The sequence below is a fragment of the Sporomusaceae bacterium ACPt genome (assembly GCA_041428575.1).
GTDB classification, from domain to species: Bacteria; Bacillota; Negativicutes; order Sporomusales; family Sporomusaceae; genus Sporomusa_D; species Sporomusa_D carbonis.
This window is the reverse complement of the sequence record CP155570.1, coordinates 3,175,111-3,194,501: the sequence shown is the minus strand read 5'-3', so window position 1 is coordinate 3,194,501 and position 19,391 is coordinate 3,175,111. Positions and strand designations below refer to the sequence as shown.

18 protein-coding genes are annotated in these 19,391 nt (G+C 51.3%); all 18 read left to right on the top strand.

The genetic code is table 11. The features are described from left to right. The first annotated feature begins 11 nt into the window (after positions 1–11). The 18 genes from SCACP_RS16655 to SCACP_RS16570 all read left to right on the top strand — a co-directional run bounded on the left by SCACP_RS16655 (position 12) and on the right by SCACP_RS16570 (position 19,323). Positions 12–650, top strand: a complete 639-nt coding sequence (locus SCACP_RS16655; protein ID WP_425058607.1) for a sigma-70 family RNA polymerase sigma factor — start codon at positions 12–14, stop codon at positions 648–650. A gap of 148 nt (positions 651–798) precedes the next feature. Beyond that, on the top strand, positions 799–1,392 hold the full coding sequence (locus SCACP_RS16650; protein ID WP_425058606.1) for a hypothetical protein: 594 nt from the start codon (positions 799–801) through the stop codon (positions 1,390–1,392). Between the two features lie 20 nt (positions 1,393–1,412). After that, a complete protein-coding gene (locus SCACP_RS16645; RefSeq protein WP_425058605.1) occupies positions 1,413–3,149 on the top strand; it encodes a BamA/OMP85 family outer membrane protein in 1,737 nt (578 codons plus the stop codon). 55 nt (positions 3,150–3,204) lie between these two features. Beyond that, entirely contained in the window at positions 3,205–4,503 is a 1,299-nt protein-coding gene (locus SCACP_RS16640) for a hypothetical protein (RefSeq protein WP_425058604.1), read from the top strand. A gap of 112 nt (positions 4,504–4,615) precedes the next feature. Continuing rightward, on the top strand, positions 4,616–5,086 hold the full coding sequence (locus SCACP_RS16635; protein ID WP_425058603.1) for an OmpH family outer membrane protein: 471 nt from the start codon (positions 4,616–4,618) through the stop codon (positions 5,084–5,086). A 95-nt stretch (positions 5,087–5,181) separates the two neighbouring features. Beyond that, positions 5,182–6,126: a hypothetical protein gene (locus SCACP_RS16630; RefSeq protein WP_425058602.1), complete on the top strand. Its 945-nt coding sequence runs from the start codon at positions 5,182–5,184 to the stop codon at positions 6,124–6,126. 97 nt (positions 6,127–6,223) lie between these two features. Continuing rightward, positions 6,224–6,646, top strand: a complete 423-nt coding sequence (locus SCACP_RS16625; RefSeq protein ID WP_425058601.1) for an OmpH family outer membrane protein — start codon at positions 6,224–6,226, stop codon at positions 6,644–6,646. Positions 6,647–6,665: 19 nt separating this feature from the next. Next, positions 6,666–7,685, top strand: a complete 1,020-nt coding sequence (gene lpxD / locus SCACP_RS16620; RefSeq protein WP_425058600.1) for a UDP-3-O-(3-hydroxymyristoyl)glucosamine N-acyltransferase — start codon at positions 6,666–6,668, stop codon at positions 7,683–7,685. A gap of 160 nt (positions 7,686–7,845) precedes the next feature. Further along, entirely contained in the window at positions 7,846–8,478 is a 633-nt protein-coding gene (locus SCACP_RS16615) for a YjbH domain-containing protein (protein ID WP_425058599.1), read from the top strand. 9 nt (positions 8,479–8,487) lie between these two features. Continuing rightward, positions 8,488–9,360 (top strand): lysophospholipid acyltransferase family protein, encoded by an 873-nt coding sequence (locus SCACP_RS16610; protein WP_425058598.1) that lies wholly within the window; start codon positions 8,488–8,490, stop codon positions 9,358–9,360. Positions 9,361–9,632: 272 nt separating this feature from the next. After that, entirely contained in the window at positions 9,633–11,993 is a 2,361-nt protein-coding gene (locus tag SCACP_RS16605) for a hypothetical protein (RefSeq protein ID WP_425058597.1), read from the top strand. A gap of 32 nt (positions 11,994–12,025) precedes the next feature. Beyond that, positions 12,026–12,799, top strand: a complete 774-nt coding sequence (locus SCACP_RS16600; RefSeq protein ID WP_425058596.1) for an amino acid ABC transporter ATP-binding protein — start codon at positions 12,026–12,028, stop codon at positions 12,797–12,799. Between the two features lie 97 nt (positions 12,800–12,896). Then, positions 12,897–13,721: a UDP-3-O-acyl-N-acetylglucosamine deacetylase gene (lpxC, locus tag SCACP_RS16595; RefSeq protein WP_425058595.1), complete on the top strand. Its 825-nt coding sequence runs from the start codon at positions 12,897–12,899 to the stop codon at positions 13,719–13,721. Between the two features lie 157 nt (positions 13,722–13,878). Then, positions 13,879–14,310 (top strand): 3-hydroxyacyl-ACP dehydratase FabZ, encoded by a 432-nt coding sequence (gene fabZ, locus SCACP_RS16590; protein ID WP_425058594.1) that lies wholly within the window; start codon positions 13,879–13,881, stop codon positions 14,308–14,310. Positions 14,311–14,502: 192 nt separating this feature from the next. Continuing rightward, positions 14,503–15,324, top strand: coding sequence for an acyl-ACP--UDP-N-acetylglucosamine O-acyltransferase (gene lpxA, locus SCACP_RS16585; protein WP_425058593.1), 822 nt, complete (start codon positions 14,503–14,505; stop codon positions 15,322–15,324). 262 nt (positions 15,325–15,586) lie between these two features. Beyond that, positions 15,587–16,390 (top strand): LpxI family protein, encoded by an 804-nt coding sequence (locus SCACP_RS16580; protein ID WP_425058592.1) that lies wholly within the window; start codon positions 15,587–15,589, stop codon positions 16,388–16,390. A gap of 22 nt (positions 16,391–16,412) precedes the next feature. Continuing rightward, positions 16,413–17,555, top strand: a complete 1,143-nt coding sequence (gene lpxB / locus SCACP_RS16575; RefSeq protein ID WP_425058591.1) for a lipid-A-disaccharide synthase — start codon at positions 16,413–16,415, stop codon at positions 17,553–17,555. A 43-nt stretch (positions 17,556–17,598) separates the two neighbouring features. Then, a complete protein-coding gene (locus SCACP_RS16570; RefSeq protein ID WP_425058590.1) occupies positions 17,599–19,323 on the top strand; it encodes an ABC transporter ATP-binding protein in 1,725 nt (574 codons plus the stop codon). The last annotated feature ends 68 nt before the right edge of the window (positions 19,324–19,391 follow it).

Here is a 19,391-nt window from a genome sequence, read left to right as displayed (position 1 = left end):
CTGATATCCGAATGATCCTAAGTCAATATTTGGCTGAATTGAAAAATATCCGCATGTTGACGCGTGAGGAAGAAATCATGCTCTGGCAGGGATATAAAGAAAATGGCGACCTGGAGTGCCGCCGCCGCCTCATCGAAAGCTATCAGCCACTGGTTTTTAAAACTGTCATGCGCTGGCGCCTGCCTGAAACCGTCATGCTGGATATTATCCAGGAAGGCACAGTCGGACTGATCGAGGCTGTAGAAAGCTATGACCACACCCGCGGCGTGGCGTTCAGCCTGTTTGCCGTGCACCGCATCCGGGGCCGGATCATGAACCACCTGGCGCGCGAGGATGACAGCCTCCTGCGCATTGACAGCCCGCTTACTGCCGGCAGCAGTCAGGCGACAATTGCCGACCTGTTGGTCGATGCGCAGGCCGAAGTGGCTGCTCAAGCCGAACACAATTATCTTGTCGAACAACTCCGGACGGCAATGGAACGGCTGCCGGCCAAGGAACAGCAGGTCTTAAACGGCGTGTATCTAAACGATTGCGAACCCAAGGAATTAGCGGCAACTATGGAACTAAGCGTGTCGCACATCTACCGCTTGCAAAAACAAGGCATTCGCCGGTTGCGGGGCATGTTGTCCAAACTAATGGGCAACTGGTGAAAAACTTAGATATTTAGTAAAAACAAGTCGAAATTTTAAGCATAAACGGGCTAATCACAGTATTTGCCCGTTTCCGCTTGTTGGCTAGTGACCAGAATCTGGCCTCTTCCCAGGATTATATTTAATGTTTATAATAGGGGTGGTGAATGTGGCGGATTGCAAACAAAACATTAACCGGCATCTAAATTCGGCTCAACAGTGGCTTTCCCAAGCTGAACAGGATTTTGATAAAAACAGGGATATTCGCGGTGAGTTAAATTTGTTTTTAGCTCAGGCTGAACTGACGCATGCCCGGGAAGTCAACCGTTCCCAGCATTGGCGCTACAAATATCCGGCACTCCGGCATGGTTTGGCTTTTGGCCTGGCGCTTGCCGTAGCCGTCGGCGGGATGGGCGTCAGTTACTGGTGGGGGGTTAGCCGCCACAATGTTCAGCCAACGCCGCAAGCTGCGCAGTTGGCCCCACTGGCTGAGACTAGTGTAAAACAGGCAAGCTCTGTTGCCGGATCAATAAATCCGGCAACAGAGCCTATGGCGCCGGCTCAACCGGTTGCCGGCCGGCCGGCGGCCGCTCACACCGAGCCTGCCGTATATCAGCAGCCGGTGCGGCATTCCCGGCTGCCCGAGCCGTCTGAACAACCCAAGTCCTCTTCTACAGCCGACCAAAGCAAAGATGTACCCCTGACAACCGATGAGATTAACAAGCTTATCCGTTCAGCCGGAAAATCATTGCGCGGCCAGTAACAAGTTAATAAGGAGGTAATATGAAGACCGTTGAACGCTGCAAGATTTTTGTCATTGCCGCGATTGTTTTAAGCATGGCTGTAAGTTTAGTAATGCCTGCTTATGCGGCAGATATCGAAGGCAAAACGGTTACTGCCATAACAGTTACCGGCGTTAATCAGGTTGCTGAAAGCACCGTCATGGGCGTGGTCAAACTCCAGCCCGGCGATACTCTGACAGCCGACAAAGTCAAACAAGACCTGCAAGCCATTTATGATTTAGGCTACTTTTTTGACGTTGTCGCCAACTTCACGGAAGTGCCTGAAGGCGTCAAAGTAGTATACACCGTTATGGAAAACCCGCAGTTAACCGACATTGTTGTCAAAGGCAACACCAAAGTTTCTGCTGACAAGATTAAAGAACTGGTCACAACCGGCAAGGGCGGTGTCTTGAACACCCGGACACTTAATGCCAACGTCCGCGCCATTGAGCAGTATTACCACGACCAGGGGTATATCCTGGCCAAAGTAAGCGATGTAGCCATGAGTCCGGGCGGCGTGCTGACTCTTTCCATTAACGAAGGTTCGCTTGAAGGTATTGTTATCAAAGGGAACGAGAAGACCAAGACCGAGGTTATTACCCGCGAAATGAAAGTTAAACCAGGTGAACCGTTTAATGTTAAAGATGCCCGCCGGAGTATGCAAAGAGTGTACAACCTTGGTTTCTTCGAAGACGTGAACATGAAGCTCAATCCCGGCAAAGAGCCTAATGCCGTTGTTTTGCAAGCAGATGTGGTTGAGCAAAAAACCGGCACCTTCTCCATCGGCGGCGGCTACAGCAAAGCCGACGGGCTTGTGGGTATCATTGAACTTGGCGACAACAACTTCAGGGGCAGCGGCGACAAAGTCAAGCTGCACTGGGAGTTTGGCGGCGCCAGCAACAAAAACTATGAAGTAAGCTATACCAAACCATGGCTGGACGACAAACAAACTTCACTGAGCTTCAGTGTTTACAACATGACCAATCAATACAGCGATTACGACAGAAACGGCAATCTGGAAGAAAGCTATGATAAAAAGCGGCAAGGCTTTGACGTAACCCTTGGCCGTCCCGAAGGTGAATATGTTCAAAACTATATCACCTTCAAAAACCGCCGGGACACTTATGTTGAGCATGTTGACGGCAACAGAAACCTTTCGGACGGAACCGACGCGAGCAAACAGTATCTCAAAGATAACTTTGGCTTGACTCGCAGCATTACGCTGACGCGGGTATTCGACTCGCGTGACAATGTTTTCAACCCGACCGAAGGAACCCGTGTATCACTGGCGGCCGAGTTTGCCGGCAAATCGCTGGGCGGCGACTTCGATTACAACAAATATACCCTGGAAGGCCGCAAATACTATAAAGTCGGCCATGATCAGGTCATTGCCGCCCGTCTGGTGGCTGGTTACGCTGACGGCAATATGCCTGAGGCCGGCCAGTTTGCCGCCGGCGGCGCCGATACGCTCCGCGGCTATAAAGACGATGAATTTAAAGGCGATAAAACGCTAACTGCGTCTGCTGAATACCGTTTTCCGGTGGCTAACAAAGTCCAGGGGGTAGTTTTCTCCGACATTGGTAATGCCTGGGACGGCGAAGGGTACAAGCTTAATGACCTTAAAGCCAGCGTTGGCGTCGGTATTCGCGTAACAACGCCGATAGGACCCATTCGTATCGACTATGCCAAAGGCGACGAGGGTGGCCGTACCCACTTCAGCTTTGGCGGTCAGTTCTAATCACAGATTTGCCAATGAGTCAGGCTGTACGGCCTGACTCATTTCGTAAAAGGAGGTGCGGGACATTAAGCTGAAACAGCTGCGCATAACTTTGTACCTGATCCTGGTACTCTGTCTGGCGGGAGCATTGCCGGGAGCCGGTTATGCCGCGTCCGGGACAGTCGATAAAATCACGGCAAGCGTGACTGCTGCCGCGCCGCCGCCGGACAAAATTGCCAAGCGGATGACAGCAAGTGTCACCACCGTCGGGGAACAAATGCTCATGGGCCGGACGGTTGAAGATGTAACTATGAACCAGGCCGGTTATGAAAAACTGGTGCGGGAAATTTTTGACCGGGTGCTTATCGGTTATTCAGTTACCCAAGTCACAATCATCCCGGGAGCAACAACCCATATTCAGGTTGCCGTAACGCCGTGGGGCGATGTCGTGCGCGATGTTTCCCTGGAAGTGGATATAAGCGGCTTGTCCCCCGAGCTGGCTGCCCTGATAAAAAAAGATATGGGCAACGTGGAAGAGCAGATTGGCAATGTGCTCATCGGCTTGCCGGTTGATTCGGTGGAATGGGCCGGTGGCGTGTCCAAAGCCGTCATCCGCGAAATGTTGTCCGGCCGGTTGCCGGAGTTTCGCAGTAATCTGGAAATTACCGCCGGCGAGCGCACTGCCGTAAAACTGTCGCTCGTTCCTTCCGGGCCGGTTGTTCAGGACGTTAGTGTGGCTTTACGGTCCCGCACCATTCCCAACGTTCTCCTAGCTGAGGCCGGCCCTGCCGTCAAAGAAGCGGCCGGTATGCTGCGCGGTCTGCCGGTGGCGTTTGTTGAACGGCATCAAGACTATTTTACCGAAAAAATATCTTCCGCCGCCGCCAGCCACCCGCTGGCCAGCAAATATGGCCTGACCCTCACCCCGGTTATTGTTCCGGGGACCGAAACCGGGATAACCCTGGATATCGAGACCGACAAATACCGGGTCAGCTTAGAAGGCAATTTGGATGTCGGCCGTAACGAGGACAATACTTCGGCTAAACTTCATGTGGGCCAGTTTGTTGGCAAACGGGATGAAGTTTTCCTGGAAGTCAGCCTTATTCCCTCCAGTTTCACCTGGAAGTTCGAACCAGGCTGGGGGCGCAAGCTGAGTGAAACAACGGCCGCCGGTATACGGTATGACTTTTCCGGAGGACAAAGCACATTATGGTTTAACAAGTACGCCGGCGCCAACTGGACCATCCGGCTTGAGCGTACGCCTAAAACCAACTACAACGAATTCGGCGTAAGATATAAGATGCATGATTTCCTTAGCGCTGAATATGTCGTTAATAAAAAAGAAAACTGGCTCAGGCTGATAGCCAATCTGTAATTACTGCCGGGGGCTTTTACGGCAGCCTCTATTGAAGAATAGGGGACTGCCTGTTATAATTGGTAGATGGAGGAGAATTTTATTGCCAAATGGCAGGAAAGAAGGGTAAAAAGTGTTTAAAAACAAAAAATTTGCCAAAAATGTTGCTATTGCCGTAGTAGCAGTATTCTTGCTGGGAGTATTTGGTCTTGCCCTTTCACAAAGCGGCAAAGGCTATGCCGCCGGCGCCGGCACTGCGTCCAATATCGGCAAAGTAAATTACCAGCGGTTAATTAACGAAAGCCCGGAATTTAGTAAATTCAAAGAAACTATGCAAAACGAAGTGGCCCAAGCCCAAAAAGACTTTGATGAAAAGTCCAAGACCATGAACGATAAAGAAAAACAAGATTATAGCAATCAACTGCGCGAGCGTCTGTCGCTCAAAGAACAAGAGCTCAAAGCTCCGATTTTTGACAAAATTGACGCTGCCGTCAAAGCTGTTGCCGACGCCAAAGGCCTTGCCGTAGTACTTGATGTCAATAACATCGTCTATGGCGGCCAGGATATCACCGACGACGTTCTGAAAAAACTTACCGCTAAATAATTAAACATTCCCGGTGTAATGTTGGGCCGAGCCGGTTTAGTCTGTGCTCGGCTCTAAACCTTAAGCCGTACTTTAGCACTAGAGAGGGTGATTTGGTGTTTACTTCCAAAGCAACACCAAGGTTTCTGGCAATCCTGGTCCTTAGCTCTGTCCTCCTGACAGGCTGTGCTGCCCGTTCGATACCTGAAACCAAACCGCCCGCAACGCCACAGGCAGGCGTCATTGATATGGACAAAGCAATCAAGGCCCATCCTAAGTATCAGGAATGGCAAAAACTTAAGCAACAGGCTGCCACTTTGAATGAACAACTGGCAGTTGAGGCAAACCGGACAGCTGGCGCCGCTCAGTCGCTGCCGGCGCTCAATATGCCGGGAACTGCGCCTGACGGGCTTAAGCAGGCAATTGAACAGGAATATAACGCCAAGATGGCGGCAAAACAGCAAGAACTTCAGGCCCGCCTTGCTGCCAAAGCCCAAAAGATACATGGTGAACTTTCCTCCGAGCTTCAGGCTTATGCGGAACAACTTGACAAAAAGTACCAACCCCGAATTTTCAACCTGCAGCTGAAACTGCAAACTGTCCGTATGGACGAAAAAGAAGCCGCCGCCATAAAACAAGAGATTGACAATGTAAAAGCCGAACGCGCCGATAAGCTGGCGGCACGGGAGAAAGAACTGGCTCAGAACCTGGATAACGCGTTAAACCCCGAAAAAGCCGCTATCGAGCAAGAACTTGCCGCATATGCCAAACAGCTCAATGCCGAGCTTAATAATAAAATGGCTGCCCAGTCAGCCGCAATGGCTGCCGGGGCGGCGCCGCCGGCCCCGCCGCCGACTGCGTCTGCTAACAGCCTTGAGCAAGAGCTTGCCATGAAACAGCAGGAGATTAACGTTCTTGAAGAATATATTTTGAACGATATCCGGGACAAAGCCGCCAAAGTTGCTGTCGAGCGCCGGTTGGCGGCCGTACTGACAGGCTATAAAGTTAATGTGAGTGCAGTAGATATTACCGACCCGGTTATTGCCGCGTTTAAGAAATAAATAGCTGCGCATACTATGAGCAACATTGCGATACCGGGAGCGCGCAGGAGAGATTGCTTCACGATCTCAAGGTTCCCAAAGATTGGAGGATTCAGTGGTGAATAAACAAGTTAGAATGGCATTGGTATTAGTATTGGTTTTTGCCGCAAGTTTGATTTTGGCCGGATGCAACACCGGCGCGGCCGCTATCGGCGTTCTTGACGTAAACCGGGTTATGGCCGAAAGTCCCAAAGTTAAGCAATTTCAGGACCAATTGAATGCCAAAGGCAAAGAATTGAGCGACCAATTGGAAAAAGACAAGCCGAACCTTAAGCAGGAAGAATTCCAGAAACGTCAGGAAGCTGCCTATAGCGAATTTCTTAAGGTCAAGCAAGACCTGGAAGGTCAGATTGACAGCAGCATCAAGCAAGCCATTGAGCAGGTAAGCAAAGAAAAGAAGCTTGGCGTTGTGCTGTATAAGAACAGTGTAGCCCAGGGCGGCACTGACGTAACCGACGATGTAATTAAGAAAATGCAATAAAAGAATCAGGAGGCTTCAGGTGAAGAAGACATTAGCTGAAATTGCCGCCCTGGTTGACGGTACGGTAACCGGCCCTGCCGGTATTGAAGTTACCGGCGTCACGAACATTGATGACGCCGGTCCGGGCGATATTACTTTTGCTGTGCCGCCGCATCTTGACAAAGCGGCCCAATGCTCGGCCGCCGCAGTAATCATTCCCGACACAGTTGAAACATTTTCCAAACCGGCTATCCGGGTGGCCAATCCCCGGATGGCCTTTACCACTTTACTAATCCTGTTTACTCCCCGGCATAATGTTTCACCAGGTGTTCACCCCACGGCGGTGGTAAGCCATACGGCCAGACTGGGGGCTAACGTTGCCGTCATGGCTCATACTGTAATTGATGATAATGCTTCAATTGGCGATAATACGGTCATTTATCCCCATACTTATATCGGCCGTGATGTCATTGTCGGCCATGATACCCTTATTTATCCCAATGTTACTGTCAGGGAGGATTGTCATATTGGCAGCCGGGTCATTATTCACAGCGGCGCCGTGATTGGCAGTGACGGCTTTGGGTTTATCACGGTGAACGGCAAACACCGGAAAGTGCCGCAAGTCGGCAATGTTATCATTGAAGATGATGTTGAAATCGGCGCCAACACGTGCCTTGACCGGGCTACTACCGGCAGCACGGTAGTTAAGCAGGGGACTAAGATTGACAACCTTGTACACTTGGCTCACAACGTCGTAGTGGGCGAAAACTGCTACCTTGTAGCTCAGACAGGGATTGCCGGCAGCGCTAAAATCGGCAACAACGTAACCTTTGCCGGTCAATCAGGCAGTGCCGGACATCTGACCATTGGCGACAACTGTGTTTTTGCCGCCAGATCGGCGCCCATCAACGATATTCCGCCTAATTCCTTCTATGCCGGTTTTCCGGCCAGGCCGCACAAAGAATGGTTGCGCTCCGAAGCCGCAATCGGCAGGCTTCCCGAACTCATAAAAAAAATACGCGATCTTGAACGCCGGCTGGGCGAACTGGAAAATAAGTAATGCAACGAGGTATCCACGTGCGGATACCTCGTTTTATGCGGAAATCCCGTCCGCTTTGCCCACAAATTACTTGTGCCGGGCAGGGAGGATTTTTGTGCCCGGCGGGGAATACATATACATTCATAACCCCAAAACTATACTTCTAGTTAGGAGAGATACCATGAACAAGACGATTATGGCCGTTGTGGCCCTTTTACTGGCTGCTGCGCCGGTGTATGCCGCACCTTCAATCAACGGCTCAACAGGCCTTATCAACACTCCCTCGGCCGATGTTCTGCAGGAGGGTCAGTTCTCGCTCGGTTATCATCACCTGAAAGACGGCGGGGTCGGCACCTTTAACATGAACCTGACCGGCAAACTGGAAATCGGCGTGGCCGGATTCCGTTACGACAGCGACAGTAACCGGGACAACCACACCTACCTCAATGCTAAATACGGTCTGCTGCCGGAAACCGTTCTGACCCCGGGACTGGCTATCGGGGTTGAAGATGCGGCAAACTTGGACAAGCGCACCTATTATGCTGCTGCCAGCAAAGCGCTGCCGTTTGGCTTCCGTATTCATGCCGGCGTAGGCAACGGCCGGTATGACGGTGTATTTGCATCACTGGAAAAGACCATTAATCCTGTAGGTATTATTACCGGTAATAACGCATTTCCCGCTACCACATTCATTGCTGAGTGGGACGGCGATCGCATGAACTACGGAGCCCGTATGTCGATCGTCCCCGGTCTTAAACTTGACGCCGGCTGGCGCCACAGCGAAACTTACTTTGGTATAAGCTACACATATTAGGAGTAGGGTATGCAATACTACTTGGTGAAATGTCTGAGCAGGCTGGTGTGCCTGTTGCCGGCAAGCCTGCGGCGGGGACTGGGCTGTCTTATCGGCAGCCTGTGCTGGCCCCTGGTGCCTGCTAAACGCCGCAATATGGCCATAAGCAACATCAGCCGCAGCCTTGGCATCGACGAGTGCCGGGCGTCTGCAATCGCCAAGGCAAGCGGAGTGCGGTTCGGGCCCATGTTTATGGAAGTACTGTATATGCCAAAGCTCAATAAAGCTAATATTGGGCAGTATGTTACGCTTAAAGGGCGCGAGCACCTTGACGCCGCGCTTAAAATGGGACGGGGCGCAGTCCTGGCCACAGCGCACAGCGGCAACTGGGAACTCCTCGGCGCTGCTCTGGCCATGCACGGATATCCGCTGGTAGCCGTTGTCCAGCGGCAGACCAATCCCGCCATGGACAAATTCATTAATGAATACCGTACCCGGGCCGGTATGCATGTCACCTACAAGCAGGGAGTCAGGGAAATGGTCAAACTGCTTGGAGCAGGCAAAATTATCGGCTTATTGATGGACCAGGATAATCATAGTCAAGGGGTATTTGTTGAATTCTTCGGCCGCCTGGCTTCCACGCCGCAGGGGGCCGCCGCGCTGGCCCGCCTCAATGACGCGCCGATAATCCCGGCCTTTATTACCGCCAATCCTGACGGTACTCACACAGTAATCATTCATCCGCCGGTCATGGTTGACAAAACGGCTGACCGCGACTATGACATCTATACGACCACCCGGCATTTGACGCGAATCATTGAGGACCATATCAGACAATATCCGCACGAATGGTTCTGGCTGCACAACCGCTGGAAGACAACACCGCCTGAAAAGAAGGCTTAAGCTAAAAGAGAGATTGCCACGCTACGATGCCGTAATGCCTAACTAAGCACGATTCAATGACTTACTGCTTCGAATATGGTCTCATAGGCAACGGTGCCCGCAATGACCGGAGAGAACACCGTTTCTCCATCGTCATTGCGAACGCTAGTGAAGCAATCTCTTTTTTTTTTGCCTTGACACAGTATATATAATTTGATATATTTTTATATACTTCTGGACACAAAAGTGATATACGTATATAATATACAAGAGAAAAGAGGTGAATGAAAGATATGTTGCTAAACAAAATAAAAATACTAAAAAGCATTAACGGTATATTCAAAGATTCGATTCAGCGTGATATTGTCATTCTTATCACGGTAAGTGTAATGATCGGTTCATTGTTGGCCAGCTCGGTCTCTATGGCCGCCAACTCCTATTTTTCGAAAACGCTGGCCAGTCTTGTGGGTGACTATGGTGAATTTGACATAGTAATTCAAGTCAGGGAAGAAATGAAAGAAGATGCCGCAGTGCATATTGCCAAGATTGTCAATGAAGTATTTCCAGACGCAAAAATTAAAGAAGGCCCGACAATTACCGGCAAGTCTAACTTTTTCATTGCCTTGCCTGACCAATATAAAACCAAAAACGTGTACGAAGACCTGTACAAGATTTTTGGCAGTATCCCGGGCGGCGCCAGTGTCGGTGTCATGACCGAACCGCGCCTGACAGTACGCGGCGTGCCGGAAGGCGCGAAAAATATGCTGATGGAGCGTATCTCGCAGATGGATGGCGTCCGTTTTGCTTTCCGTGACGGCTCGTCCATCGGCGTAGTATTAACTTCGCTTGATAAATCTGCAGCGGTTAATACGGCAATTAAGTCTGTGCTTAAAGACTACCAGGTCATCGAAATCACTTTCCCGGTGGGCAGCGAGCCTGCCAATCCGGTACGGCTGGGTGATGCCATTGCCGACGCAATGCAGAAAGACCTCCGTCTTAACTATGCCCAAAACGTATCAACCGACGGAAAGAATGATGACATGACCTATATGGTCAGCACCATGCTGGAACTTAAGCGCTTTTTGCAGGCCTATGCGTCCCAAATAACCATTACGCCGGCTGCCGGCACGGTATTGGCTAAAGGCGATATTGTCGTTTTTCAAGGTACGGCGGCTCAGCCGCCGCAGGCGGGAAAAACGCCTGATAAAGGTAATGTCATTGTTGAAGTGACGGCAGTTGACGCTAACGGTGTGGCCACAGGCCGTATTACCCAGGGCGACGCTTCTCAGCTAACCAACGTCCAAGGCTATAAGCTGGAAAAAGACGTAGTGGGCGGACAAGCAGCCACTGTCGCGTACAAGAACCCGCGCCGGGAACTGGGCAATGCTCTTACCGAAACAGGTAAGCTTGTCGGTCAGATTCCGGGCTTTGCCCAAGATGCCAAGACCATGAGCGGTGTTGCGCTCGGCGCGCTTGATAACTACGGTGCGGGTGTTGCCGCTATGGAACAGACATTATCCAGTCTGGCAGTGGCCGGTGATACCATTCAAGCGGCAACCAGCGCACTTGCCGGCATTGACACCAGCAGTATCCGCTCCCAGCTTGATACTTCGTCCCGTAGCATCGGCGGCCTGGTGAATACCATGCAAGTACTTCGCCTGGTGAACGGTGATGCCGGTTCGACGATCAACACTCTGACAGCCGCTCAGCAAAACCTCGGCAATCTGAGCTCCGGCCTGGCATCGCTTGACAATGTTGCCGCCAACGCACGGCGGGCCAAATCGGCTATTGACAGTATTGTTGTCAACGGCCAAGCCACCCTTGGCACTCTGCGGGCGTTTGACGTTCAAGGCGCCAGGGCCGGTTTGAATGATGCCAACAACCGGATGGCTGCTTTAGAGCAGATTAATGTGCCGCTTGTTACTGCCCAGATTCAATATCTGGCAAGCTCGGCGCCAAACCTTAAAGACGAAGAAATCAACCATTCCATTGATTTGCTGGACAAGTTTATTGCCGGACAAGTAATCCCCGGCGCCCGGATTCAAATTTTGACGACCAGCAATATCAGTGTTGACGCCGTGACCCCTATTGTTCAAAGCCAGGTAGGTCACAATAATATTTCGCTGTACTCGACAGCGCTCGGCGCAATTGAGCCGAACGCCCGCGGCGAGCTGTACCAGGTGCTTAAAGAAGTGAAAAGCATTTTGGCCGGTATGACGGCCATCATTCTGACCATCTTGTTTTTAGGCCTTGACCACACGGCCATTATGACGGTAATCCGCCGCAAACGCCTGAGCAAAAAGGTACCTGTTACCGGCTGGCGCAAAACTGTCGAACGGTTGACCATTACCTTTACCGCGCCTGAACGCCGTTATGGTATGCTGGTTGGCGCCGTAATGCTGACCGCCATGTTTATTTTGGCCGGCGGCGGTATTCCGTATCTGCCGTGGATCGGTGTGCCATTCATCGGCGCTATGCTCGGACTGGTAATAGCCGGCTATACTGAGAAAATTAGCCCTATTGCCGGGGAAGAAGTCATGGCCGGTGAAGCTTTGGGCATGTCGCAGGACGAAATCATGCGGGAAATTGTTATTCCGAGCGGCCGTCCCGGTCTCATGCAAAAGCTCAATCAACGCAAAGTAAAGTTCAAATAAAGAATATCAAAAATATAAAGGGGGTGAGCTGCGTGCTCAACATCCAAAATCTCTATAAACAGTTTGGCAGCCTTGTGGCTGTAAATAACTTAAGCCTGGCGGTGGCTCCCGGTGAAACAGTAGTCATTATGGGGCCGTCCGGCTGCGGTAAATCAACGACAATCCGGACCATCAACCGGTTGATAGAACCTGACCGCGGCTCAATCCTGTTTGACGGCCAGGATATTACCAAGCTAAATGATGATGAACTCAGAGCCATACGCAAACGTATCGGTTATGTTTTTCAGCATTTTAACCTCATCAGCCGGCTTAGCGCCGTTGAAAACGTTATGCTCGGCCTGGTCATGGGCGGGCAGTCGAAAGAGGAAGCGTATGATAAAGCAATGTCTGCCCTGACTAAAGTGGGGCTGGAACACCTGAAAGACCGTAAACCGGGCCAGCTGTCCGGCGGCCAGCAGCAGCGGGTGGGTATTGCCCGCGCTCTGGCTTTTGAACCTGAACTTATGTTATGGGACGAGCCGACAGCGTCGCTTGACCCCATGCTGGTCAGGGAAGTCCTTGTTGTCATGGAAGAACTGGCCAAGTACCGGGCCGCCACCATGCTGGTGGTTACCCATGAAATTGCTTTTGCCTTGCATGTGGCTGACCGCATTGTCCTCATGGAAAAAGGGACCATTGTCGAGTCAGGCATACCCAGCCAGGTATTTGTCAACCCGGTTTCCCATGTTGGCTGTCAGTACAAAGAACTTATTGAGTACCAGCTCAATACCAGTGCGCGTACCCTGGCCGGCAAACGGATTGCATAAAGATACGTGAAAACAGGCCAATTCTAAAACTCATACTTGCGGAAAGTTATAAATTCTTGTAGAATTAATTGGAATTAGACACTCAGGAGGAGACCTAATGGAGCGCCAAACCACAGTAGCTACGCGCGTAACTTATACCGGAATCGGCTTGCACTCCGGGCGGGACGTGACCATCGCCTTAAACCCCGCGCCGGCTGGAAGCGGCATTGTCTTTGCCCGGACCGACCTTGAGGGAGCGCCGCGCGTAGCGGCCAAAGCGGCCAATGTAACAAATGCCTTGAGGGCAACTACCTTGGAGTCAGGTGAGGCTAAAGTTTTTACCGTTGAACATCTTTTAGCCGCCTTCTATGCCATGGGTGTAGATAACTGCCTGGTAGAAATCTCATCAGTGGAACCGCCGGTAGCCGATGGCAGCTCCCTTCCCTTTCTTGAACTTATTCAGTCGGCAGGTATTGTCCGGCAGAATGAAATGCGCCGGCCGCCGCTTGTCATTAAAGAAACACTGACTGTGCGTTATCCGGAAAAATTTATCGCTGTTTTGCCTTATGACGGGTTTCGCATCACCTTTACTTCAACCAATCCGCACCCCATGCTTGGTGTTCAGTTTGGCGACTATGAAATTACTCCTGAGCTTTTTGCCAGAGAAATTGCACCGGCCCGTACCATCGGCTTCATGCATGAAGTCGAGGCCCTGAAAGCGCAGGGATTAGCCCTTGGCGGCAGTCTGGAAAACGTGGTAGTCTATGATGACGAAAAATGTTTAACGCCGCTCAGGTTCCCTGATGAACTGGTCCGGCATAAAATTTTGGATGTAATTGGCGATTTGGCGTTGGTTGGCCGCATTGCCGGTCATGTTATTGCCGTAAAGTCAAGTCATGCGCTAAATACTGCACTGGCAAAAAAGATATCCGAAATGTTCTAGGCCGTTCAGAAAGTTCCAGATGCTAGGCGCACCGGAAGACGCTGCAACGCGGCGTACATGGGACGTACGTAAGCAAAGCGGCTGAGGGGCAACAACGCAGATGGAGCTTTATCAACGGCCGCAAGTATGTGATTGATATGAGGAGGCGTTTTTACAGATGATTCTGAATGCAACCGAAATTCAAGAGATTATTCCGCACCGTTACCCCATGCTGTTAGTTGACCGTATTGTCGAGCTTGAACCGATGAAACGGGCGGTAGGTATAAAAAACGTAACAATGAACGAGCACTTTTTCATGGGGCATTTTCCGGAAAAACCGGTTATGCCCGGTGTGCTCATCCTGGAAGCCATGGCCCAGGTTGGCGGAGTGGCCATGTTGTATCCTGAAGAATACCGGGGCAAGCTGGCCTTTTTTGCCGGTATGGACCGGGTTAAATTCAGAAAACCGGTTGTCCCCGGTGACCAGCTTTACATGGTAGCTGAAATCATTAAGCTCCGCGGCCTGGCCGGCAAAGTATGGGCTGAAGCGTTTGTTGACGGTCAAATCGTCGCCGAAGCAGAATTTTTGTTTGCGCTTACCTCTAGATAATAGCTGTAATTCTGATAAAATCACTGAAAATAGGTTATTAAATTCATATAACTTATGTTTTTAGAAAGTTTAGCGTAATTTTGCCTAAATTTAGTTTACCATTTTTCAGCCGCTCAGTCGGAATATATATAGCAATATATGACACACGACATCTGCTTATAAAGTTCTAATTCAGCAGGGAGATGATTTAATATGAAACCGGAATCGGTTGTAATACCTTTACGTAAGATACATGAAACTGCAGTCATCCACCCCAATGCCCGCATTGGTAAAGATGTAGAAATCGGGCCGTACGCTGTTATTGGCGAAAATGTGCTTATTGGCGACGGCACACAGATTGGCGCTCACGTAGTTATTGACGGCTGGACCAGTATTGGCAGAAACTGCGTTATTTACCCGAGCGCATCAATCGGCGGCGAGCCGCAGGATTTGAAGTTCCGTGGGGAAAAAAGTTACGTATTTATTGGTGATAACACCAAAATCCGTGAATTCGCGACAATTAACCGCGCCACCGGCGAAGGCGAAGAGACTCGCGTGGGCAGCAACTGTCTCTTACAGGCGTATACCCATGTGGCTCATAACTGTGTTGTGGGTAATAATGTAATTATGTCCAATGCCGCAACGCTGGCCGGGCACGTAGTGGTGGAAGACCGCGCGATTATCGGCGGTTTGTCCGGAGTGCATCAGTTTGTTAAAATCGGCCGCAATGCCATGGTAGGCGGTGCTTCCAAAGTGGTCCAGGATGTTCCGCCGTTTGTTATTGTTGACGGTCACCCGGCTAAAGTATGCGGCCTCAATAATGTCGGCCTTTCCCGCGCCGGCATGAGCGAGGCTGCGCGCCGCAACTTAAAAAAAGCGTATAAAATTCTCTACCGCTCAGGCTTAAGTTTGACGCAGGCCATTGCCGTTATGGAGCAAGAACTTGACTCCTGTGAAGAAATCGAGCATATGATGCGGTTTCTCCGCAATGCCGAGCGGGGTATTTGCCGCGGGCGCAAGGATGCTGACGAGTAACGTATATGTAGGTGTTGCTTGGCAAAACCTATACTGAATAGAGATTGCTTCACTAACGTTCGCAATGACGGTAGAGGAAGAGGATTTTTCCCGGTTATTGCGGGCGCCGTTGCCTATGAGACCGTATTCGAAGCAGTAAGTCATTGGAATCGTGCTTAGTCAGGCATTCCGGCATCGCAGCGTGGCAATCTCAGCCTGATGTAACTATATCATAGCGCAGGACGCGGCCCGGCCGCGCCTGCTCCATAAGGTGGGAACCCATATGAATACAATCGGACTTATTGCCGGTGTTGGCCGGTTACCGGTCGAATTTGCCCGTGCCGCTCGCGGCATGGGCTTTGACGTGATAGCCATAGCCGTAGCGCCGGGAGTGGACGCCGAGCTTGCGCAGGCGGCAAGCAAGTTCTATACCACCGGTCTTGGCGAACTGGACAAGCTTATACAAATTCTTAAGGCCGAAGCAGTCCGGCAGGTTACCCTGCTGGGCAAAGTCACTAAAGAGCACCTGTTCAGCGGCGCGGCCAGGCCTGATGGGCGCATGCAGCGCTTGTTGGCAGGACTGAAAGACTTGAATGACGACACGGTTATGTTGGCTTTAGTGCGCGAATTTGCCGGGGAAGGTATCGATGTTCCGGATCAAACGGCGCTAATCCGCCAGCTCATGCCGGCTGCCGGCGTACTTACCAAGCGCCGGCCCAGCCCGGCCGAAACGGCCGACATGGAGTTTGGCTTAAGTCTCGCCCGCCAAATCGGCGGTCTTGATATCGGACAGACAGTGGTTGTCAAAAACCGGGCCGTTATGGCCGTCGAAGCCATCGAAGGCACCGATGCCTGCATCCGGCGCGGCGGTGCGCTCAGCCGCGGCGGCGCTATAGTGGCTAAGGCCGCCAAACCTAAGCAGGACATGCGTTTTGATGTTCCCAGCGTTGGTCCCGATACCCTTAAAGCCATGATCGAAACAGGCGCAGCCGCCCTGGCCATTGAAGCCGGAAAAACGCTGCTGGTTGATAAAAAACAGGTGATTGAACTGGCAGACAGCCACGGGATCAGCATTGTCGCCATGTAGAAAACGAGACGGAGGATCCGTTATGAAAATCATGCTCTCGGTTGGCGAAGCGTCTGGCGACATGCATGGCGCCAGTGTGGCCAACGCCCTCAAACTTTTGCAGCCGGATATTGAACTTTTCGGGATGGGCGGCAAGGCAATGCAAGCTGCCGGCGTTACGATTACTTATGATATTGCCGGCCTGGGAGTCATTGGTTTCGTAGAAGTCATCAAGAATCTGGGCAAACTCTTTGAACTAAAGGACAACCTGGCCGCGCTCATGGACCGGGAACGTCCTGACGCCCTGGTCGTAATTGACTACCCGGACTTCAATATGCGGCTGGCAAAAATTGCCAAAGCAAAAGGCATTCCGGTAGTGTCGTACATCAGCCCCTCGGCGTGGGCGTGGCGGCGCGGCCGGGCCAAAAGCGTGGCCGGGACGGTAGATAAAGTTGCGGCCATTTTTCCCTTTGAAGCCGAAGTCTACCGGGAAGCCGGCGCCGATGTCACCTTTGTCGGCCATCCGCTGCTTGATATCGTTAAGCCGGCACTTACCAAACAGGCGGCCTACCGGCATTTCAACGCCGACTGCCACCGGCCGCTGGTGCTATTGATGCCCGGCAGCCGCCGGCAGGAAATCAGCAAACTTTTGCCGGTAATGCTGGATGCCTGCCGGCTAATTCTTGAAAAACTACCTGACTGTCAGTTTTTTCTGCCGGTTGCGTCGACAATTTCCCGGGAAATTTTACAAAGTATCATTGATAATCATCATATACCTGTTCATTTAACAACAGATCATACCTATGACCTGATGGGAATTGCAGATGTGGCTGTTGCTGCGTCCGGTACAGCCACCCTGGAAACTTCATTAATGGGGACACCTACAGTAATCATTTATAAAGTAGCGGCGTTAACCTACTTCCTGGGCAAGTTTCTGGTCAAAATACCCAATATCGGGTTACCAAACATTATTGCCGGGCGGCGGATTGTCCCCGAGTTATTGCAGGATGAGGCCAATCCGGATAATATTGCCGCCGAAACATTGAAAATTTTGCTCGACCCGTCGGTACGGGAAACAGTATTGACCGGCTTGACGGAAGTCAGGGAGAAGCTAGGCCGGACAGGCGCGGTAAAGCGTGTGGCCGAAGTTATACTGGAAGTAGCCCGCAAGCATCAAAAAGGATGAAGAAATGGGATTGCTGTGCCGAATACAATTGTGAGGTAACCGAATGAAAACTTATTTACGTCTATTGAACTACGTGCGGCCCTATTTGCCAAAGTTTGCCATTGCGATTGTGTGTATTTTAGTGGCGTCAGCCGCCAATTTGTACATTCCCTGGATTATCCAGAATGTCATTGACGATGTTCTGACAGCCAAGGACATGGTCAGACTCAATGCCATCGCCGCCGGTATTGTGGTGGTATTTTTGCTGCGGGGAATTTTCTTTTACGGGCAAACCTATCTGATGTCCTACATTGGACAAAAAGTAGTCATTGACATCAGGGAAGCGGTATACCGCCATTTGCAGCGGCTGTCGCTGTCGTATTATGAAAAACGCCAGACCGGAGCCATCATGAGCTATATTACTAATGATGTGGCGGCACTGCAAAATGCCATGGTCGAAAATGTCATTGAAATGGTTACCGAGTCGGTGGTACTGATCGGTTCCATGGGCGCCATGTTTTACATCCACTGGAAACTGTCCTTGCTGACTTTTATCACCTTGCCGCTGGTGGCTAAGGCTATCAATATATTTGGCAAGCGCTTAAGGAACGCCAGCCGCGTTATGCAGGAGCGGGCCGCCGATATTACATCAGTCCTGCAGGAGACCATTGCCGCCGTGCGGGTTATTAAGTCGTTTGTCCGCGAAGATTATGAGATAAGCCGGTTCAACCGCGAAAACTATTACAACTTCCGCGCCCAGATGAAAACCGCGCAACTATTGGCAACTCTGACGCCGGTCATTGAGTTTCTGGGGGCCATTGGCGTCACCATCATCATTTGGTACGGCGGACGCGAGGTTATCAGCGGAAACCTGACATCAGGCTCACTTATCGCCTTTTTAATCTATGTTGTCAATATTACCAATCCGATTAAGCGCATCAGCCGGGTGTACGGCAACATCCAACGGGCGCTGGCGGCTGCGCAGCGCGTGTTTGACGTTATCGACACCGAGCCTGAAATCAAGGACATGCCCGGCGCCGTGGAGTTGCCCGCCATTGCCGGCCGGGTGGCTTTTGAAAATGTTCATTTTTTCTATAAGCCGGGCGAGCCGGCGCTTGTCGATGTCTCGTTGACTGCCGAACCCGGGCAGATGGTTGCCATTGTCGGACCCAGCGGCGCAGGCAAAACAACAATTGCCAACCTGATCCCCCGGTTTTATGACCCGGCCGGCGGGCGTATTACCATTGACGGACATGACATAAAAACCGTGACTTTAAATTCGTTACGCGAGCAGATTGGTATCGTGCCGCAGGAGACCGTCCTGTTCAACGGCTCGGTATATGAAAATATATTATATGGCGATCTCAAAGCCGGCAAAGACCAGGTTGTAGCCGCGGCCAAAGCGGCCAACGCCCATGAATTCATTATGGCCATGCCGGAAGGTTACGACACTCATATCGGCGAACGCGGTTCCAAACTGTCCGGCGGCCAGCGTCAGCGTATCGCCATTGCCAGGGCTATTTTAAAAGACCCCAGAGTACTCATTCTGGATGAAGCAACTTCAGCGCTTGATACTGAAAGCGAAAAACTGGTGCAAGAGGCGCTTGACAAGCTCATGGTGGGACGCACATCATTTGTTATTGCCCACCGCTTGTCAACAGTACAGCGCGCCGATGTCATACTGGTTATGGAAAAAGGCCGTATTATCGAACGCGGCTCGCATGCCGAGCTAGTCGCCGCGGGAGGATTATACAGCAAACTGTATCAAGTGCAGTTTGCTGATAAGTAAACTAATGGAGATATGAGATTGCTTCACATTCGTTCGCAATGACAAATAGAGGAAACAATACCATACCC

Coding starts and splice junctions, on each gene's coding strand:
- SCACP_RS16655 (WP_425058607.1), top strand. CDS start 12: ATGATCCTAAGTCAATATTTGGCTGAATTGAAAAATATCCGCATGTTG.
- SCACP_RS16645 (WP_425058605.1), top strand. CDS start 1,413: ATGAAGACCGTTGAACGCTGCAAGATTTTTGTCATTGCCGCGATTGTT.
- SCACP_RS16615 (WP_425058599.1), top strand. CDS start 7,846: ATGAACAAGACGATTATGGCCGTTGTGGCCCTTTTACTGGCTGCTGCG.
- SCACP_RS16610 (WP_425058598.1), top strand. CDS start 8,488: ATGCAATACTACTTGGTGAAATGTCTGAGCAGGCTGGTGTGCCTGTTG.
- SCACP_RS16605 (WP_425058597.1), top strand. CDS start 9,633: ATGTTGCTAAACAAAATAAAAATACTAAAAAGCATTAACGGTATATTC.
- lpxC (WP_425058595.1), top strand. CDS start 12,897: ATGGAGCGCCAAACCACAGTAGCTACGCGCGTAACTTATACCGGAATC.
- fabZ (WP_425058594.1), top strand. CDS start 13,879: ATGATTCTGAATGCAACCGAAATTCAAGAGATTATTCCGCACCGTTAC.
- lpxA (WP_425058593.1), top strand. CDS start 14,503: ATGAAACCGGAATCGGTTGTAATACCTTTACGTAAGATACATGAAACT.
- SCACP_RS16580 (WP_425058592.1), top strand. CDS start 15,587: ATGAATACAATCGGACTTATTGCCGGTGTTGGCCGGTTACCGGTCGAA.
- lpxB (WP_425058591.1), top strand. CDS start 16,413: ATGAAAATCATGCTCTCGGTTGGCGAAGCGTCTGGCGACATGCATGGC.
- SCACP_RS16570 (WP_425058590.1), top strand. CDS start 17,599: ATGAAAACTTATTTACGTCTATTGAACTACGTGCGGCCCTATTTGCCA.